We start from the raw sequence: 17,851 nt of genomic DNA, 5'->3' as shown, positions 1-17,851 counted from the left end.
AATTGCCCAGAGATCAAAAGCCCAAAGCATATTATTTACTTTTTTTTGATTTTTCTAAAAAATACGGTTTGCATAAATCTCTCTTTTGCGTATTGTTAGCACACAAATTTTTCAGGAACTCGAGTTGTTAGCTCAGTCGGTAGAGCAACGCCCTTTTAAGGCGTGGGTCCTGGGTTCGAGCCCCAGACAACTCACTTCCTCTTGTTTTAAAAATGATTATATTGAGAGAATAACGATGGCTAAAGAATGTCACTTTTGCGGAAAAAAACCACATGTTGGTGGAACAATTGTTCACCGTGGTATTGCGAAGAAAGCTGGTGGTATCGGTTTAAAACTTGTTAAAACTAACAAGCGTGTTTTTAAACCAAACATCCAGAAAGTTAAGGCCAAAATCAACGGCACTGCTTGCACTATTAATGTTTGCACAGCATGTATTCGTACAGGTCTTGTGGTAAAGTAATCCACGAAGATTGATTTTTTAAGCGCCGACTCGTTCGGCGCTTTTTTTTGTACAAATTTAAGGGTCTGCATACTATGGCTAATAAAGATAAAATCATAAGCCTTTCACAGTTCATTCAGTGGAAAGCTGAATTCCAAGGAAAAGTAGTGGCCACCAATGGTGTCTTTGACTTACTTCACCCTGGACATATGGAATATCTTGAAGAAGCCTCGGAACTTGGCAATGCTTTAGTGATCGCCCTTAATAGTGATGCTTCAGTAAAAGCCCTTAAAGATCCACGTCGCCCCATTATCAATGAAGAAGATCGCGCCTACATGCTCGCTTCACTCGATTGCGTTACTAAAGTTGTCATCTTTGACGACCTAGAAGCCCTTAATACTCTTTTAGAGATCCAGCCACATATTTACGTTAAAGGCGGAGATTATACCATCGACACCATTAATCAAAATGAACGTCGGGCACTTGAAGAAAGAGATATTGAAATCCAAATCCTCAAGTTTAAAGCTGGTTTTTCTACCACGCTCATGATCGAAAAGATCATTAAGGCTTACGGCTGAACCAAGCTCGAATCACTCTAAGAGTCTCTAGCCCTTTAATTAGTCTACTTATATAGCTCGGTTTTACGTCATATTAATTTTTTCACCTTTGGTTTCCAAAGACTTAGGACATAGTTTATCCAGCATTCAAAATACTGGAGACACTATGAAAAATCTCGATTCTGCCCGCTTACAAACGGGAACAAGTCCTACTTTCCGCGACCGCGAACAACTTATCCAATACCTCAACCTACGCTTATCCTTGCTTGGGGAACCTACCACTCTTGATAACGATGATATCGGCATTGGCCAAAATATCATCAATAATATCCTCGCACGCAAGCGCTTTTCAAAAACTGATCTCTCACCAGTCGACACCAGAATACAGGCCTATATTGATTCTCTCTTTGGCGAAAACAAAGTCTCCCTTCCTGCTACGACATACTCCTTAGATATCTACGGTATGGCACGCGAACTTTCTTTGCCTCCCGATGCCAAAGAATATAAAACGCCTTACGTTAATTCTGTACGCATCAAACAAGGTGTTTTACACAACCCAAAAAATGATCGTCGTACGACTAAAGGCGTTTTTCATATTGTCGCGGGTGAAATTCCTGTAGCTTTTGACAAAAAAGAAGTCCCCCTCGCAATCTTTGAAAAAATGCTTCATCATTCATTCAGCGATGTTCCCGAAGAACTCATGCGCATTCCTTTCACTAGTGAACTCAAAACTCCTGCCCATGCTTTCACCTCCTTATTACTACGCCCACTCGTTGTACCAGATATTCCTGGCTTCACTTCAGCCAAGTCATTAGAAATCCGCTTCATTGCCCCTGCAGGTCTCGTCTCAAGTCTGGATTTTGTTGAATCAATTTTCGGCAATGGTGGCGATCCCTATCAAGCTGCCAATGATGCTGCCTTGGATCCTGAAACTTGGACGGGTCACACTGGCTGTGTGATCCTCGCTCCACAATTACTCACTCTACGTAAAAAAGAACTAGGTCTACCTCCTATTGCTCAAGCGACGGAACGTCAAAAACACGATGGTATGTGCTGGGCCAATGAAGACGAACTCTATAATGATGGCCAACCTTTCAAAATTTGCTCACGCAACAAAGAAGGCCAAGTCATTACTATCATTACTGATAATTATTTCGGCTACTGTAAAAAAGAAGTTAAAACTCAGATTTCCTATTCCGCCAATCTCTTTGGCTTAGCTGAAGAAGAACACGCGGGTGGTGCTCTTGCCCTCCCTCGTTATCACCTTGCAAGTAAAATATCTGCTGAGACACTCAATAAAGATCCTGAAGCCACATTCAAAAAAATGTTGGCAAGCCTAGGGGACAGTGTGAAAACTCACCCAGAGGGTTATGCCTCAGATCAAAACTACGAAAATATTTTCTACCTGCCCAACGATGCTTATTTCGATCTATCCACACAGCGAGTCAGCTGGGGTGACGAACTGAGTATTGCCATTGCGGAAGATGCACACTATGTCCTGCCCAATGGCTACAAAGTCTCCTTAGAGAAACATCCTTATACCGATTCTTGGCGTCTCGTGGGCACTGAAGCCGAAGGCACCCTCTGCCACAAACCTTGTACCGTCTCTGGCGGCGGAAAATCCGAAATCTCAAAATCCCTCTCCAACGCTACTTTTGCGGGTCCTGTTTTTGTCAGTAAATTCTCTGATGATATGAAACTCGTCGAAGAAATTATTGGTCGTAATTACCGTGGACGTTTCAAAGATGCCGGTTCTTCAGATCCTATAAGTCGTGATATTTTAAGCTCAGAGAGAAGTTTAGGTTCTGTTATTAAACTACTCACTCCACTTTCAAAATATAGCGAATCCTATAATACCTGGCTACGCTCTATCCCCGGATACATCAAAGCTATCGTCTTTATGGTGAAACGCTTTTACCGCGAAGAATGGGCCGAAGAATGGCAAAGCCATTTCTCCGTTGATGAAGTTAATGGCGAAGATGGGCACGAACTCAAATGCGACAATCGCAAACTCACGGGGATTTATTTGCGTGTTGCGCAAAATACCGATGCCAGCTGGCGTACTTTCAAGCTGCGTCAAGACTTCCTCCCGAGCTATAAAATCCAATGGGAAGATGATATCTCCGCATCCGCAGTCGTTCCTAGTGAAGCCTTAAAAGGTCTCAACCCCGATTATAATAATCCTAGCGTGAAAATCACCGAAAACTGTGAGTACCGCTTCTTCCAACGCCCAGATGATGCCATCATCCGTGGCTTTGACTTAGAAGCTGAAGCTGATCTAGCGAGTGATGACTTATTTGTCTGTAATTTTGAAGCTCTCCCAGCCGAAAGTGCCAAAGAAATGCTTGAGCACAGCATTTTACTTTCTGAGTATACAGAAGCTATGCAAGATAATATAAAACAAGCTGCCGCAGGTGATGATTACTTCGTGGCGTCTGATGCTCCGCGCATTGTCAACGGCGCCCCTTCCAAAAATCCTCGCTACCTCCAAACCCGCGGTGATTTACTTTGCCAGGAACCTCATTATTTAGCTGAAGTGAGTGCACGTATCAGTCGTCAACTTACTCCTGAACAAGCGCTCTATAACCCTGTGAATGCTGTTCTCCCTGGGCGACGTAATAATCCGGCTGAACCAGGTATTAGACCCCTCGCGGTTTATAGCCCACTTCACTACCAAGATCTCCCTGAACTTTTCATGGATTTCATCTGTAGTTTAACTGGCAAGTCTCCTTCCACGACTGGCGCAGGTTCTGAAGGCGCACTTACTAAAGGCCCATTCAATTGCCTTCCTGCAACCGCGGATCTCAACAATGCCCTACTCTCTTATATCTTAACCGATTACCAAGGCTTTTCTTCCGCTGCGGGTTACATTGGCACACGCTATAAATTGGATCACGATATAAGCCTTATCATCCCAGAAATTTGGTCTCGCCTCACACCACAAGAACGCAGTGCTGAATACCTACTCAAAAATCGCTTCCTTGAAAAAATTGAGGATTTTGAACATCAAGGTGAATCAGTAAAAGCTAGTCGCTTGGGCTATCGCATCACGAAAGAATTCACTACTCGTTTCATGGGAAAAATCTTCGATAACCCTCATACTATTTTCCCCGATGACATGCTCAAACCCGAACTACAGTCCATAGAAAATTTTGTTGATGGCATCAATAATATTGTTGAGAATCAAACTCTCATTGCGAGACGCTTTATTGATGAAGGTTCAGACTTAAGTGCCATCCCACCTTTAAAAGCTCTTGTCCACATAATGGCTTATGGTGAGTACGAAGGCATGATCGTTACTGATCAAGCTTTTCGTGATCTCTTTTCACGCCAAGAAGTCATTAGTAGCGAATGGTACCAAGCAAGACTTGAACTCAAAGTATCTAAAGATGAACAATATCGTTTAGCGAGTATTGCTTACCTCAACAAAAAATTACAAAAACCTAATGTCAAAGAAGAACTTAAAAAAACTTTGGAAGACAGACTCAAAGTCTTGAACAAGCCATTAGCTAAAGCTAAGCAAATCACAAAGCTTACAGGTACTTTAGGAGCCGACCCGATCTGCCCTTAATAACTAGCTAGTTAAATGAACATATCCTTGGAAATATCCAAGGATATGTTTTTTTGTACCTAGAGAAATCTAATAATCTACAAGAATGTGCCGTATTCATACAATATATATAGCCTTTAGGCGGTTTATTAACATAAAATATAACATTTATTTGCGTTTGCTGTTTCGACTTAATTATTTTTAGCGTATACATACTCTAACTAGCACAAGGATTTAATATGAATAAATTTCGTCAACACTTACTGATTTTCACAGTAAGCCTCTTCTATGCCGCCTCTCTCTATGCGGCTCCCAATAAAGGAAAAGAGATCTACACCAAATCATGCGTCGTCTGCCATACACCCAATGGCGCTGGTTTAGCTGGTCCCGCTGGGGCTCCAAACTTAACAATCCTCAAAAAAGTTTACGCCAAAGAACAAATGGCCGCTATTTTGAGCGGGAAAAGAAAAAGTGTCGGTAGTACCACAATGAAAGCGGTTCTTGCTTCCATGGCACTCACGCCCGTAGAACTCAATGCCGCACTTGATTATGCCCTAAAGCTTCCGGAAGCCCCCTCACATAATTTTTATGAGGGCAATGCTATCAAGGGTAAAAAAGCCTACGAAAAATGTATTCATTGCCATGGCACAGATGCCATGGGTTACCACAACGCGGGCTTACCGGCACCTCGACTCCTTGGCCAATCTAACTACTACATATTTGAACAACTCAAGCACTTCAAACAAAATATCCGCGGTACTGAAACTGCGGGTGCCTTACAGATGCAGGCCCTCATGAAAGATATGAGTGAAGATGAGTACAAAGATATCGCTGCTTACATATGCTCACTTGATGATAGCCCCACTAAAATTCAGGATCTCACTTTCAAGGTCTACAAAGGCAAGTGGTCCAAACTTCCAAATTTTGCAGAGATAACTCCTGTAAAAAGCGGGAAACTTTCTGATGGTTTATTAGATCTTCAAGTTTCTGAACAAAAAAATGGCTTCGGCATGGCTTTTGAAGGCTACCTCGAAGTTCCCACTGATGGCGAATACAAATTCACCCTACGCTCTGACGATGGCTCGAAACTTTACTTGAATGATCGCTCTAATTTAATTATAAATAATGATGGCATTCACGGCGCCAATGATAAAACAAGTAAGTACATTCAGTTAAAAAAGGGTCGTACTAAAATTTTAGTTGACTACTTCGATGGTGCCGGGCAAAAGGAACTCGTTCTTAGTTGGAGTCTCAAAAACCACTTTACAAATCGCTACCTATCTGCGACTACATCCGCTAGCAAGAAAGGTAAGGGACCTAAGCTCCCTCCTAAGATTCTCGCTGCTCAAGATGGCAAAGCTCTACTGATGCGCAACTTCCTCAATAATAAAAATGCCCGCTCCATTGGCGTTGCCTACCCGGGGAAGATGAATTTAATCTTTGATGCGACAAACATGAGTTTTGTTTCCTTCTGGAATGGCCAGTTCTTTGATATTGCACCCATGTGGCATCGCCGTGGCACTAGCCACCTTATCCCCCTCAGTGATGAACTCATCAACTATGGCACGGATTTACAATTTGCTGAGCTCGCAAATAAAAATTCTAAATGGCCACTGGAACTCAACCGTAATTCAAATGTTCGCCGGACTCATAATTTACGTTTCCGTGGCTACTCTTTAGATAAAAATCGCTATCCAACTTTTGAATATAGCTTAGGCGAAACTCAATTTCATGACTTCTTTACTCCGAATAAAACAAAAACTGGCTTCATTCGCACCATAAAAATTAAGGGCAGTTCTAAAAACTTGTGGTTCCGTGTCGCCATGGATAAGATTTCACAAAATGGTGATTCATACACCCTCTCAAAAAGTGTCATTCAGCTTAAAGGTGCTCAACTCCGCGCTATCGGCAATGCCCAAGAATTACTTGTACCCGTAAAATTCACTAATGGTGAAGCCACTCTTACCCTCCAATATACCTTTAAAGGAGTACTCTAATGTTTAAGCAATTTTTCCTGACTTTTCTAATCACTTGTTCATTCATTCTAAGTGCTGCCAATGAAAATGATTATTACACCATAACTGACATCCCTGTACCAGAAGGTTTTGAAGTTACTTGTATCGAAGTTTTACCCAATAAAAAAATCGCTGTGGGTTCGCGTCGAGGTGATATTTATATCATTGAAAATGCTTATGATAATGACCCCAAGAATGATAAATGGACGCTCTTTGCTACAGGCATTCACGAGCCTCTCGGTCTCTCCTATTACAAGGGCTGGCTGTGGTGCACACAACGCCCAGAAGTTACCCGTATGAAAGATGTTGATGGCGATGGTTTCGCCGACAAATATGAATGTATCAGCGATGATTGGGGTATTAATGGTAATTACCACGAATACGCATTTGGCACCAAGCACGATAAAGAGGGTAATATATGGGTTGTCTTATGCCTTACAGGCTCTGGCGGGGCAGCAAGCGATTTCCGTGGCTGGTGTGTGCGCATAAATGAAAATGGCGATCTCATCCCTACTGCTTCGGGCATTCGTTCCCCTGGGGGAATGGGCATCAATCATTTAGGTGATGTTTTTTACTCCGATAATCAAGGTTTATGGAATGGCACCAGTTCAGTCAAGCACCTTAAGATCGGCTCTTTCCAAGGCAACCCTACTGGCAATAAATTCTACAGTTTAACCGATGAAATAGGCCCAAAGACTCCAGATCCAAAGTCCGGTGGTCGCATCGTCACTGAAAGAGAAACAATCAAAGACTTTGTTCCTCCTGCGGCTAATTTACCTCACCAAAAATTAGGTACGTCGACAAGCGGTATTGCTTGCGATACCACAAATGGCAAATTTGGTCCCTTTCAAAATCAACTTTTTGCCAACGATCAAGGACAATCGCTCATCTCTCGCCTCGCACTTGAACAAGTCAATGGCGTTTACCAAGGCATGGCAATTAAATTCAGAGAGGGATTTGGCTCGGGCAATGTACCCGCAGTGATGTCTCCCGATGGCGCCTTATTTATCGGTGGTACAAATCGAGGATGGAATAGTACAGGCCGTAAACCCGGTGCTTTAGAACGTGTTAACTGGACGGGAAAAACGCCTTTTGAAGTTCATCACATGCAAATCACCAAAACTGGATTTAATCTTGTCTTTACAGAAAAAATTGACCCGGCTTCTTTGACGTCAGAAAGCATTAAGGCTAACGCTAACACATGGATTTACCAAAGTGGTTATGGCAGCCCTGAAGTTGATATCATTGATCTAAAAATCACTGATGTGAAATTTGCTAATGATGCCATGTCGGCCCACATCACTTTAGATAAAATCTATAAAGGTCACACTCATAATTTTGATTTCGGATCCATTAAATCTGCCAAAGGTAATCCTCTGCTTCATAGCAACGCTTACTACACGGTGAATGAAGTCTTGGGCGAAGTCCACATTGTTCCCGCAGTAAACCCCGCTCCCAAAAAGAAAAAGAAGGTCGTCAAGAAAAAGAAATAATTCTTAACTCATCACAATCAAAAAAGCGCAGTTTACACTGCGTTTTTTTTGTGCCTGTATAAATCTCTCTAAGAATTCACTCATCATAAATTAACATGATTAAGTATCTAAGGTGAGTACGAAGCAACCCTACTATGATCTTTTTTTATGAACGTTCTTGTTGAATGAACGTTCTTTTGTTGTATACTAATATAAACTAAGGATGAAGATGCAGTTTAAAGACAAGGAGACCGCCAAAGTTGCTCAAGGTCAAATGAGTCGCAAGCTTCCTCAACAAATCCAAGCCAAAGCGCTGAGACTTATTCAGAGACTTGATGCAGCTACTTGTCCTGAAGATATGATGAACCCTCCGGGCAATCGTTGGGAAATCTTGAAGGGCGATCGCCAAGGTGATTACTCCGTGCGAATCAATAATCAATGGCGAATTTGTTGGGCTTGGGAAAAAGGCCCCGTGAGAGTTGAGATAACAGACTACCATTGATGAATGGAGGCTAAAACACCACTCTGCTCTTTGCTTTAAAATGTATGAAAATTAAAAAAGGACAAGAAAATGAAAACGAATTTAACAAACAAAGATATGTGCGATTGGCTGAAGGATAACGGCTATCCCCTAATGGCTCACCCCGGTGAGCATGTGAAGGAATTTTTAGAGGACATGAACATATCCGCTTATAAATTGGCTCAAGACCTAAACATCCCCCGTTCGGGTATCAGTGGGATTATTAACGGGGATCGCAAAATCACTATTGCTATTGGAGTTAAGCTCTCTCATTACTTTAGCCAATCTTTTCCTTTTTGGGTGAATCTACAAAATAACTTTGAAGTTAATTATATAGAAAAATCACAGCTTGAAGAAATCGAAAAACTTCCACTTGCGGTAGCACAGTAGAGGGCTATAACATAATTATAGCCTTTTTTATATCACGCTTGGCAGATGATATATATTCTATTAACTTATATCATCACTTTGTCTTCAATCTTATATGTTATCTCCAGTGTGTGAGTTTCTTTGAATCAACATTACTTTTTACATACTCACACAACTCTGGGAAAAACATGAGAAAATCAGATTCTAGCTCTGATTCAATTTTACAAACTTTTTCAAAATAGCTACAGGTACTTTCTCTGGCTAATAGTTTAGGTGATAAGCGAGAGTCGATTCTTTCAAAAGCGTTTTTCAATTGATCTAATGTGTTATATTTATCCAGTCGATTTCCCTCAATGAGGTTTTTGACTAAAGTTTTTGGTTTATCAGGATAATTAAGAATATCCGCTCTCGCATTATGACTAAATTCCAACAGGAAATCTACTTTTGAAAGTCCTACATATTTATCCCAATTCTTGCTTAAAAAATAATCGTAAACAACATCAATGACAACTGATTTCAATAAACCTTTTTCCCGTAATCTCGCTTTACTTCTAGAAACTATTTGATGACTATCGGTATACACATCTATTAAAATATGTGTTTTCATTCCTTTAATCAGATCATCGCTTGCTGACGCCCATGCTTTTCCTTTCAAGGGATCCGCCAAAAAGTTTCCGATTTGAAACTCCGAATTATGCTCTGATAAGAATACGTGTGCTAACCAATTCATTTCCGCACCACCTCAGAGTTCAATACTGTTCTTAAAATCAAGGAATTTCTGCTGTATCTCAATAGATAGTTTTTCTTTACTCGAACAAGCTAATAATTGTCTTTTTTCGGCTGAGTTATCATATAAAGTCCAGGTATGCGCTTTATGCCTATAGTCCTCCCAAAAATGCATTCGGCTTTCACTTAAACGATAATTGATATCTTGATCAGCTAATTGATGACCGCCTTCTGCTACTCTTTTAATAATACGTTGATTAGCCTTTTGAGTAGATGATATATTCATATATACGAGATGTATATCAAACTTCTCTTGCTCTGCCCAGCTTATCAATTTATCAACAAATGATCCCGACATGACATGCTCAAAAACAAATGATTTATTTTCATTTAAATAACTCTTCGCTCTTTTTACAATTAATCTAAAAACTTGATTTTTTGTCAACTCTCTCTGCTCTTTTAGTATTTCTTGAGGAGTTAAATATGGCCATTTTAAAATATCTTGAAGTTCTCTACATAGCGTTGATTTACCCGCACCATGAGTGCCTCCAACAATGATCAATGCACCTTTAGATTTGAACTGCACTTTATTTAATAAAGACCTAGACACTCATCCATCCCTAACATTATATTAATATTCTGTAGTGCGGTTCCTGCCGCACCTTTGAGTAAATTACTCATACGAACTGAGATAACACAATCCTCTTCCCTATTAATGTATATCTCTATATCATTCTTAAGATAGACAGGAGACAGATTATTTACTGTATTATCATAGAGTATTATTAACTTTTCATTTAAATATTTTTCTCTATACAGTTTTAGTAATTCACTTCTCTTACTGTTGATCAAGGGCAACGTTAAAACTAAACCTTCTTTATGAGCTCCTACACTTGGTATGAAATTTGGCCTTTGATTTAAACCACAAAATCTCATCATTTCTGGAATATGCTTGTGGCTTTGATTTAGGTTATGAATTTGTCCTTTACTACGTCCACTTTCATAATGCTTAATCATTCGTTGACCTCCAGCGGAATAACCATTTACTGCAAATACTGAAACTAAACTGCTGGAACTAATATAATCCGAATCAATTAAAGGTTTAACCAGTAAAATAAACGCTAAAGCAAAACACCCTGGATTAGCCACATACTTAGCATCACGAATAGTTTTTCTTTGCTTCTCTCCCAACTCAGGTAAACCATAAATCCACTTAGGGTCGGAACGTAAACTGACGCCGCAATCTATCACTCTTTTATGCTTAGGGATTAATGTTAATGTTTTCTGTACTTCATTATCGGGTAGGCATAAAACGACTAAATCCGCTTCCGTAAAGCATTGTACCCTCAATTTTTCATCACGCCGTTTATTTGCTGATATAGTAATACATTTTAAAAGGGGGTGATTCTCTACTAATGAATGTAAAATCAATCCACTCGTGCCGTATTGACCATCTATATAAACTTTAAGCATCTGTAATTATTGTATTCCCATTATTAAACAGCTCACTGAAGATACACATTCGTCTACACTAAGTAAAAGTGTAATGGAGAGATTTATTCTATGTCTTCACAAGATATATTGAGAGAACGCACTGTTCTATTAGGACTCTCTAATCCATGAAACACAAGATCGGCTTTTAAGCCCTGCCCCTAACTTTTTTTTCTGGATCTGATGACAGACATAACCATGTTAAAATCACAAAATAAATAAGCCGTTTTTCTTATTCATTAATAATGTCCTCTACATGAAGCAATTTCTAATAACTGTGGTGTTTTTCCACTCACTCTATAAACTAATCTATCCTTGTGATTAATTCGTCTACTCCACCAGCCTTTGAGCTTATGCTTCAAAGGTTCGGGTTTGCCTATTCCAGTAAAAGGATTTTTTTCAATTTCAGCAATCAACTCTTTCAATTTCTTATAACTCTCTACATCCTTGGAGTGTAAATACTGGGCATCTTTGATAGCTTTTTTAGTCCACTTAACTTCCATACTAAGGCATCACCCAAGCTTCAGTATTACCGTTTTCAGCATCTTCAATGGATGCTACCACATCTGGGTTAGTAATTTCGTCTGCATCCATCAACACACATAAGACATCATGCATCTCATTTATTTCATTAGGACTCTTAGTCATAAAGAGATCAAAAAGTTTTGCTTTCAATGTTGCTTGGTAATTCTTTAATTTCTCTAACTCTTCTTCTTTTACTAAAGCAACTTTTGCATGACCTCTACGTGCAATAGTTATGCTTTCGCCTTGCTCTGCATTATCGAGATATGTAGAGAAATGTGCTCTTGCTTCTCTTGTGGTGATTTCCATTATTAAAGTCCTCATGTATTAAATATTTCACTAAATATACACATTTGTGTACACAAAGTAAAGGTACACTTGAAAGATTTATTTTATGCCTTCACAATACTCAGAATAATTCCTGCTGATTGAGTACCGCCACTTGCCAAGAAAAATCATAGTGTTGTGCTAAGCTTTTCACGATCGGCTGAATTTGTTTATCAATATAGTGCTGATAATCAAGCGGACTCGAGAGGATTTGTTTAGCTTCAGGACCAGCAATCGTCATGTAATAAAAAATGACCCGTGGGACTACGCTAAGCTGGCGGGCAGCTTTAACGTGTGGAGGAGTGGTACTGGTATATGAATCCAGGGATTTTGTTAGAGATTTTCGGTAGATGAGTTGCTTATCTAAGGCACCCGATTTTACTGAACTAATCAATTCTTGGACATGGGTTTCCAGTTCTTGCCCAGGAACTTGATTGAACATTTTTTTCAGTAAGTCACGCTGCAGTTCACGAGCCACCTCAGTCCAGTCGCGACGTACTGCTTCTAAGCCCACAATTTCGAGTTCAGTTCCTGAACTAGTGGACTTTAAAGCGGCATAACTTTTGGCTCGTCCCTTAGCATCATCTCCGCGCATGGAAGGCTGAAAAAAAGCGGGATAAAACTTTTCAAATTCTAAGTCGAGGCAGGATTCGAGGCCAAAGTCCTCTTTTAAATGTTCTCGCAAAGCAAGGTTGAGCTCTTGATGCAGCTTATTACCCATTTCATGTGCCTCAGCATGACTTAAATCATCCTTAATCTTGAGATCAACAAAGAGTGAATCCGTATCGCCATAAAGCACTTTATAATGACGCTTTTCCAAAACCGCTTTCATCCAACGTAAGAGGTAATGACTCGTTTGAGATACCGATGAAACCACCGCTCCCTGAGCAAAGCGGCAGCCCGGTGTTCCAAGAACACCAAAGAAAGAATTCATCAAAATTTTACAGACAAAAGACGCTAGTTCATCCTTATCATTTTTTGCGGCTTCACGGCTAGCAAAAAAACTTTCGAGGGTCTTTGGTAAAATACCCTTATCACGATGAAAACTCACTTTGTTGGGTAGTGTGACAATAGCGCTAGCATCGTCCGATCCCACAACTTTGGAGTAGGCAAGAGGATCAATATTAAAACTCCGGATAATAGATGGATAAAGGCTCTTGAAATCGAAGACAAAAATGTTTTTGTGAATCCCTGCATGAGGCGACATTACTAATCCCCCTGGATTTGAGTCTCGCAATTCCTGATCCACCCCAAGAGTTGGGGCCACAAAGTCTTTCTTATGGAGTTCAAGTAAGTAAAGAAATTCAAAGCTCGCAATACTACCCCAACAGCGTTCTAGCTGCAGTCCGGTAAGTAAGCTCCGACGCAAACTGAGTGCGACGAGGTTTTTATGCTCAACTAAGCGTGTAAGTTCAAGTGCTCGTGCATCCGTATTTTCAGCATTCTTCTCTGCTAAATCAGTATCAAAAACTTCTTTGATAATACACTCGGGAGTCGATTCGTCGTAGCGTTCCCAGGTGTGACTCATGAGTTGTTCAATATCGAGTAATTGACGTCCCTGAAGTACCGCTAAGTCACGGCCTCGATACTTACGCTCAATAAACCAATAATCTTCGCGACTCCGGCCTAAATCGAAAGCTAGACCATGCCAATGAAAGCGTTTCTGTAGTGGCAGAAAAACTTGCTCTTGGACCGACCAAGCGCAAATCACATCCGGATCAATATCTTTTAATGATTGTTTTAAATGAAGGAGTAAGGTGATTTCGTCATCGCTTTGTTTTTTAACTAAAGTCTTTTGTTCTTCAAGATCTATTATCGAGAATGATGTCAGTACCTCATCATCAAAAAAAGTCTCGATAATAACTGTCCTGAGTTTTAAATCCTGCTGCTTAATTTGAGTTGGCAGAAGCGTAGTTTTAGAATAAATACGATCAACCCCGCGCCCTTTCGTCCATTTTCCTGAAAGCTGACAGACACTCTCTACACCAAGCTCTATGAGGTACTGGGTCTCAACTTTTAAATCGGCTTCATAAGTACGAATTTTGTTTGTTTTGAGTGAACGCGCCAATTTATCGAGCAAGGTTTTATTAGCATGAGTCACTACCTGCGTGGCTTCGTCATCCATGCATTTTCGCGGACTCGCTTTAAACCGCAAGCCTAATTCACGAGCATACTTTTGAGCACTGCCTTGATCGCTCTCACGGATATGGAAAAAAGGCTCGAAACTATTGTTGATATAGCCAAATGTTTCGCCATTTTCGAGACGTCCAATCAGATAAATACAGCAGTTCCCCTGATGGTAACGGGAAAAGCAGTGCACTATGTAGGCAGAAATGGGCATAATAAGTCTCGAGAATTTAAGTACTGCAGTGTAGGTGAGATCCCCATGACTTCAATGAGTGGAATCTTAAGCTTTTTTTATGCTCATATATATATTTTTTAGTATGGCTCCGAGGGCTCCTCGGCCACCGGAGGTATTTATATCTAGGGCGCAGCCCTCAACACGCCCGCCTCACTCCAGCGGGGAGGACTTGCCAGTCAGGCGGATAAGCTTTAGGCAGGCATTCGAGTAAGATCAGCTAAAAGAAAAAAAGTATAGCTATTTTTAACCCTCAGAATTTAGCCTGTTCCCGTTTTTCCTTAAACTAAAAAAGCGCAGTTTTGGCTGCGCTTTTTTATACTTGTGAAACCTTGATCATGAACTTTAAAAGTATTCAAATATTCTCTCGATTAACCACCATCTAAGGCCGGAAAGAATTATATTGGTGCTGTGCACACGAGAGGACTCAGTCCCCTCGAGCTCCCCCGCAGGGAAATGCCTTTCCTTGACCAGGCATATAAAAAAGCTCTATCATGAACTTTAAAGGTATATAAAGTTCTTATTAAAGAAATCTCTTTTAGCCGTAAACCTTTACTTCAATAAGTAATTCACTGCGTCTTTAATGAGCAACTGAAATTCTTTTTGCTGCCATTCTTCTGTTGAGTGACCCGTTGTGAGACCCACCACTTCAGATTTACCTTGAGGAACTTGCCACATAATGATCGCTTCGTCGTCAACTTTATAAGTTTTTTTATTCTTGCCACGGCCTTTTGTTCCCATACCTTTTTGCACACCGCGCAAAAGCGGCTGTACGCCATCAACGAGATAATAATTGTTATAGAGCTCTGCATTCACTGTTGTGTAACCACCTTTAGCCAAAGATTTGGTAGCTTCGTGCTCGCAGCATTTCTCAACTTTCATTGGAATTTTTGGACCATGGCCAGTGGATGCAATACCGGTGAAATCACCCCAAACTGGAAACTCGCGATCTGGGTATGTCGCTTTCCATTTTTTCACTTCTTCAGCATCAGCTTTTGCCTGCCCTTTATAATCACTGCCCAAAGCCTTGGGGTCTCCATTTTTGAATGTTGCCCAGAAACTGTGCATCGAACAGTGAATCACCATCGCCGGTGTTCCCTTTTCACGAGTCTGCTTAATGAGGTTTTCAGTGGTCAATAAATCTTTTGAATTCGCAAAACAGAAGTTATAAATAACGGCATCATAGCCTTTGGTTAAATCAGAATCAGCGAGCTGCTTAAGTTGTTCATAATGCTCATTGCTATGCACTGTATAATCCCACCCGGCTTCTAGAGCCACTTTCTCAAAAATTAAACGCTGTGCGGTATAGTCGTGATGCTTACCTGGCTCGGTCGTTACATATAAAACTTTTTGTGTCTTGGACACACTCGAACAGCCTACTAATACACCAAGCATTATTAACATTAAATATTTCAAAACACTCTCCTTTAATTATCTTTTTAAACTTACTTAGTCTTTAGATACTAATCTCAACAGAGAGATGCTTGAAAATTACATATTAAAACTAAGAAAGATTTAATCTGGAATTTACATTAACCCCATGCATTTTCCAAACGGCGTACTTCGGCAATTAAATGATCTTTTACTCGTTTAAAATAGACATAAACTGAGCTCTCAGAAAGTCCGAGTTCTTGTGCGACCTCCGCAACTTTTTGGCCTCCATTAATCTTTTCAAAACAGCTCGTCGCATTTCCACGGAACTTATTCTGAATATTATCCCAAGCACTTGTGGTCACGTGAGCCTTCCATTCCGATTCCGCCAAAGCATCTACTTGTGGTTGAGTCATCTGTGCTGCTTTTTGATAATAGTTTTCAACTCTCTTACTCTCAGCATTCATTTTACGCACATAATCAATGACCTGATTGCGGCAAATTTTCGATAACCAGGTACGAAAGCGTGAATGTTCTGGACTATAATCATAAGCCGCAATATTTTCATAAACTTTAATCAATACATTCTGCGTTAAATCTTCCGCATCATGATGATCCATCTTCATGCCACGAATGACTAGATAAATATATCTTTCATATGCCTCACAGAATTCTTTCCAAGAAAACTGATCTCGCTTATTTTGCAGACGCAGCAGCAGACTTTCACGGGTGTGTTGGATATCCGACATTTATTTCCAGGAATAAGTTTAAGAAATGATTTCCTTTATGATATGTGATTCTTCTACGCCAGTCAAGCGCTGATCCAAGCCCTTGAACTTGTAGCTAACTTTTTTGTGGTCCAAGCCCATGAGCTTCATTATCGTCGCATGTAGATCTCGAACATGAGTTTTTTTATCGACGACTCCATAACCTAATTCATCTGTAGCACCATAAGACATACCACCTTTAACGCCTCCACCTGCCATCCAAACCGTAAAAGCTTCTTTATGGTGATCTCTACCACCATTTTCAGGCTTACCTCCGCGGAGCTCACGTAAAGGCGTCCTACCGAACTCTCCACCCCAAACCACAAGGGTGTCAGCAAGCAGTCCACGCTGCTTCAGATCCATAATTAAGGCGGTTTGTGCTTGATCAATTTCTGCACAGCTGGCATTAAGACGCTTGTTTAAGTTCAAATGATGATCCCAATCAGCGTTAAATAATTCCACAAAGCGGACGCCTTTCTCCACAAGTCGACGTGCAAGTAAGCAATGTCTTCCAAACTGGGTGTCACCATACATTTTGCGAATATGTTCTGGCTCGGTACTTAAATCGTTGATTTCAGGAACTGAACTTTGCATCCGTTGCGCAAGCTCGTACTGAGCCATGCGAGTTGAGATCTCAGGATCTCTCACACTATTAAACTTCTGCTGATTCAGGCTATTAATCTTTGTGATAATTCGACTTCTTTGCGCTCGAGTCATTCCTTTCGGGTTATTTAAAAATAAAATCGGGTCCCCTTTTGAACGTAGCTCAACACCTTGATGAACACTTGGTAAAAAGGCATTATTCCACAAAGCTGAACCTGCACCTGGCATTTGGCCCGAAACCATAACCACATAAGGAGGCAAGTTTTTATTGGCACTGCCAAGTCCATAACTCATCCACGAACCTAAACCAGGGTTACCATTGCGATTTAGGCCGGTATGAAAAGCCAATTGAGCAGGAGCGTGATTAAAATCTTCTGTATGCATGCTTTTCACAAAACACAGTTCATCTGCCACCGTTTTTAAATGAGGCATACGATCTGAAATCCATTGCCCACTTTGACCGCATTGCTCAAATTTATAAGGACTCGCCATAAGTTTCGGGTGGCCCGTAATAAAAGCTAAACGCTTGCCCTTAAACATATGATCCGGTGCTAGCTTGTCGTCATACTTTTTTAATTCTGGTTTATGGTCAAATAAATCCAGCTGAGAGGGACCTCCCACCATATGCATAAAAATTACGCTTTTTGCTTTGGCTGGAAAATGTGTGCCAGCAGTAAATGATGTATCTGCCGCTTTAATTTTGTTTAAAGCTAGGGCGCCAAGTGACATGGCACTCGTATTTAAAAAATTTCTTCGATTCATC

16 protein-coding genes and 1 tRNA gene are annotated in these 17,851 nt (G+C 40.6%); 8 read left to right on the top strand and 9 right to left on the bottom strand.

The window, feature by feature from the left end; genetic code table 11:
• The first annotated feature begins 121 nt into the window (after positions 1-121).
• From PQO03_RS12385 to PQO03_RS12350, 8 genes are all read left to right on the top strand, one after another.
• A tRNA-Lys gene (locus tag PQO03_RS12385) sits at positions 122-194 on the top strand.
• A gap of 41 nt (positions 195-235) precedes the next feature.
• Entirely contained in the window at positions 236-460 is a 225-nt protein-coding gene (rpmB, locus tag PQO03_RS12380) for a 50S ribosomal protein L28 (protein WP_274153505.1), read from the top strand.
• A 74-nt stretch (positions 461-534) separates the two neighbouring features.
• Positions 535-1,017: an adenylyltransferase/cytidyltransferase family protein gene (locus PQO03_RS12375; RefSeq protein ID WP_274153504.1), complete on the top strand. Its 483-nt coding sequence runs from the start codon at positions 535-537 to the stop codon at positions 1,015-1,017.
• 145 nt (positions 1,018-1,162) lie between these two features.
• A complete protein-coding gene (locus PQO03_RS12370) occupies positions 1,163-4,567 on the top strand; it encodes a PPi-type phosphoenolpyruvate carboxykinase family protein (RefSeq protein ID WP_274153503.1) in 3,405 nt (1,134 codons plus the stop codon).
• Between the two features lie 218 nt (positions 4,568-4,785).
• Complete coding sequence (locus PQO03_RS12365) at positions 4,786-6,543, top strand: c-type cytochrome (RefSeq protein WP_274153502.1); 1,758 nt, start codon at positions 4,786-4,788, stop codon at positions 6,541-6,543.
• Positions 6,543-8,054, top strand: coding sequence for a DUF7133 domain-containing protein (locus tag PQO03_RS12360; protein ID WP_274153501.1), 1,512 nt, complete (start codon positions 6,543-6,545; stop codon positions 8,052-8,054). Before PQO03_RS12365 ends, PQO03_RS12360 begins: the two co-directional genes overlap by 1 nt.
• Before the next feature lie 208 nt (positions 8,055-8,262).
• The gene (locus PQO03_RS12355; protein ID WP_274153500.1) at positions 8,263-8,535 is read left to right on the top strand and encodes a type II toxin-antitoxin system RelE/ParE family toxin; all 273 of its coding nucleotides are present in this window, start codon (positions 8,263-8,265) and stop codon (positions 8,533-8,535) included.
• Positions 8,536-8,604: 69 nt separating this feature from the next.
• The gene (locus PQO03_RS12350; RefSeq protein ID WP_274153499.1) at positions 8,605-8,943 is read left to right on the top strand and encodes a HigA family addiction module antitoxin; all 339 of its coding nucleotides are present in this window, start codon (positions 8,605-8,607) and stop codon (positions 8,941-8,943) included.
• A 97-nt stretch (positions 8,944-9,040) separates the two neighbouring features.
• Here the strand turns inward: PQO03_RS12350 and PQO03_RS12345 are convergent, their stop codons facing one another.
• From PQO03_RS12345 to PQO03_RS12305, 9 genes are all read right to left on the bottom strand, one after another.
• On the bottom strand, positions 9,041-9,652 hold the full coding sequence (locus PQO03_RS12345; protein ID WP_274153498.1) for an acyl carrier protein phosphodiesterase: 612 nt from the start codon (positions 9,650-9,652) through the stop codon (positions 9,041-9,043).
• A gap of 12 nt (positions 9,653-9,664) precedes the next feature.
• Positions 9,665-10,258, bottom strand: coding sequence for a hypothetical protein (locus tag PQO03_RS12340; protein ID WP_274153497.1), 594 nt, complete (start codon positions 10,256-10,258; stop codon positions 9,665-9,667).
• Positions 10,240-11,121, bottom strand: coding sequence for a hypothetical protein (locus PQO03_RS12335; protein ID WP_274153496.1), 882 nt, complete (start codon positions 11,119-11,121; stop codon positions 10,240-10,242). Before PQO03_RS12335 ends, PQO03_RS12340 begins: the two co-directional genes overlap by 19 nt.
• A gap of 257 nt (positions 11,122-11,378) precedes the next feature.
• Positions 11,379-11,642, bottom strand: coding sequence for a Txe/YoeB family addiction module toxin (locus tag PQO03_RS12330; protein WP_274153495.1), 264 nt, complete (start codon positions 11,640-11,642; stop codon positions 11,379-11,381).
• Position 11,643: 1 nt separating this feature from the next.
• Positions 11,644-11,970: a type II toxin-antitoxin system Phd/YefM family antitoxin gene (locus PQO03_RS12325; protein WP_274153494.1), complete on the bottom strand. Its 327-nt coding sequence runs from the start codon at positions 11,968-11,970 to the stop codon at positions 11,644-11,646.
• A gap of 100 nt (positions 11,971-12,070) precedes the next feature.
• Positions 12,071-14,329 (bottom strand): DNA polymerase domain-containing protein, encoded by a 2,259-nt coding sequence (locus PQO03_RS12320; protein WP_274153493.1) that lies wholly within the window; start codon positions 14,327-14,329, stop codon positions 12,071-12,073.
• Positions 14,330-14,899: 570 nt separating this feature from the next.
• A complete protein-coding gene (locus PQO03_RS12315) occupies positions 14,900-15,763 on the bottom strand; it encodes a ThuA domain-containing protein (protein WP_274153492.1) in 864 nt (287 codons plus the stop codon).
• 116 nt (positions 15,764-15,879) lie between these two features.
• Positions 15,880-16,467, bottom strand: a complete 588-nt coding sequence (locus PQO03_RS12310; protein WP_274153491.1) for an RNA polymerase sigma factor — start codon at positions 16,465-16,467, stop codon at positions 15,880-15,882.
• A gap of 18 nt (positions 16,468-16,485) precedes the next feature.
• Positions 16,486-17,850: a DUF1501 domain-containing protein gene (locus tag PQO03_RS12305; protein ID WP_274153490.1), complete on the bottom strand. Its 1,365-nt coding sequence runs from the start codon at positions 17,848-17,850 to the stop codon at positions 16,486-16,488.
• Position 17,851 lies beyond the last annotated feature (1 nt).

This window comes from Lentisphaera profundi, assembly GCF_028728065.1.
GTDB lineage: Bacteria > Verrucomicrobiota > Lentisphaeria > Lentisphaerales > Lentisphaeraceae > Lentisphaera > Lentisphaera profundi.
This window is presented reverse-complemented; position numbering and strand designations above follow the sequence as displayed.

What these genes read in the sequence shown, in the direction of transcription:
- PQO03_RS12355 (WP_274153500.1), top strand. Translation starts at nt 8,263, where the DNA reads ATGCAGTTTAAAGACAAGGAGACCGCCAAAGTTGCTCAAGGTCAAATG.
- PQO03_RS12310 (WP_274153491.1), bottom strand. Translation starts at nt 16,467, where the DNA reads ATGTCGGATATCCAACACACCCGTGAAAGTCTGCTGCTGCGTCTGCAA.
- PQO03_RS12325 (WP_274153494.1), bottom strand. Translation starts at nt 11,970, where the DNA reads ATGGAAATCACCACAAGAGAAGCAAGAGCACATTTCTCTACATATCTC.
- PQO03_RS12320 (WP_274153493.1), bottom strand. Translation starts at nt 14,329, where the DNA reads ATGCCCATTTCTGCCTACATAGTGCACTGCTTTTCCCGTTACCATCAG.
- PQO03_RS12370 (WP_274153503.1), top strand. Translation starts at nt 1,163, where the DNA reads ATGAAAAATCTCGATTCTGCCCGCTTACAAACGGGAACAAGTCCTACT.
- PQO03_RS12330 (WP_274153495.1), bottom strand. Translation starts at nt 11,642, where the DNA reads ATGGAAGTTAAGTGGACTAAAAAAGCTATCAAAGATGCCCAGTATTTA.
- rpmB (WP_274153505.1), top strand. Translation starts at nt 236, where the DNA reads ATGGCTAAAGAATGTCACTTTTGCGGAAAAAAACCACATGTTGGTGGA.
- PQO03_RS12350 (WP_274153499.1), top strand. Translation starts at nt 8,605, where the DNA reads ATGAAAACGAATTTAACAAACAAAGATATGTGCGATTGGCTGAAGGAT.
- PQO03_RS12375 (WP_274153504.1), top strand. Translation starts at nt 535, where the DNA reads ATGGCTAATAAAGATAAAATCATAAGCCTTTCACAGTTCATTCAGTGG.
- PQO03_RS12365 (WP_274153502.1), top strand. Translation starts at nt 4,786, where the DNA reads ATGAATAAATTTCGTCAACACTTACTGATTTTCACAGTAAGCCTCTTC.
- PQO03_RS12360 (WP_274153501.1), top strand. Translation starts at nt 6,543, where the DNA reads ATGTTTAAGCAATTTTTCCTGACTTTTCTAATCACTTGTTCATTCATT.
- PQO03_RS12335 (WP_274153496.1), bottom strand. Translation starts at nt 11,121, where the DNA reads ATGCTTAAAGTTTATATAGATGGTCAATACGGCACGAGTGGATTGATT.
- PQO03_RS12305 (WP_274153490.1), bottom strand. Translation starts at nt 17,850, where the DNA reads ATGAATCGAAGAAATTTTTTAAATACGAGTGCCATGTCACTTGGCGCC.
- PQO03_RS12345 (WP_274153498.1), bottom strand. Translation starts at nt 9,652, where the DNA reads ATGAATTGGTTAGCACACGTATTCTTATCAGAGCATAATTCGGAGTTT.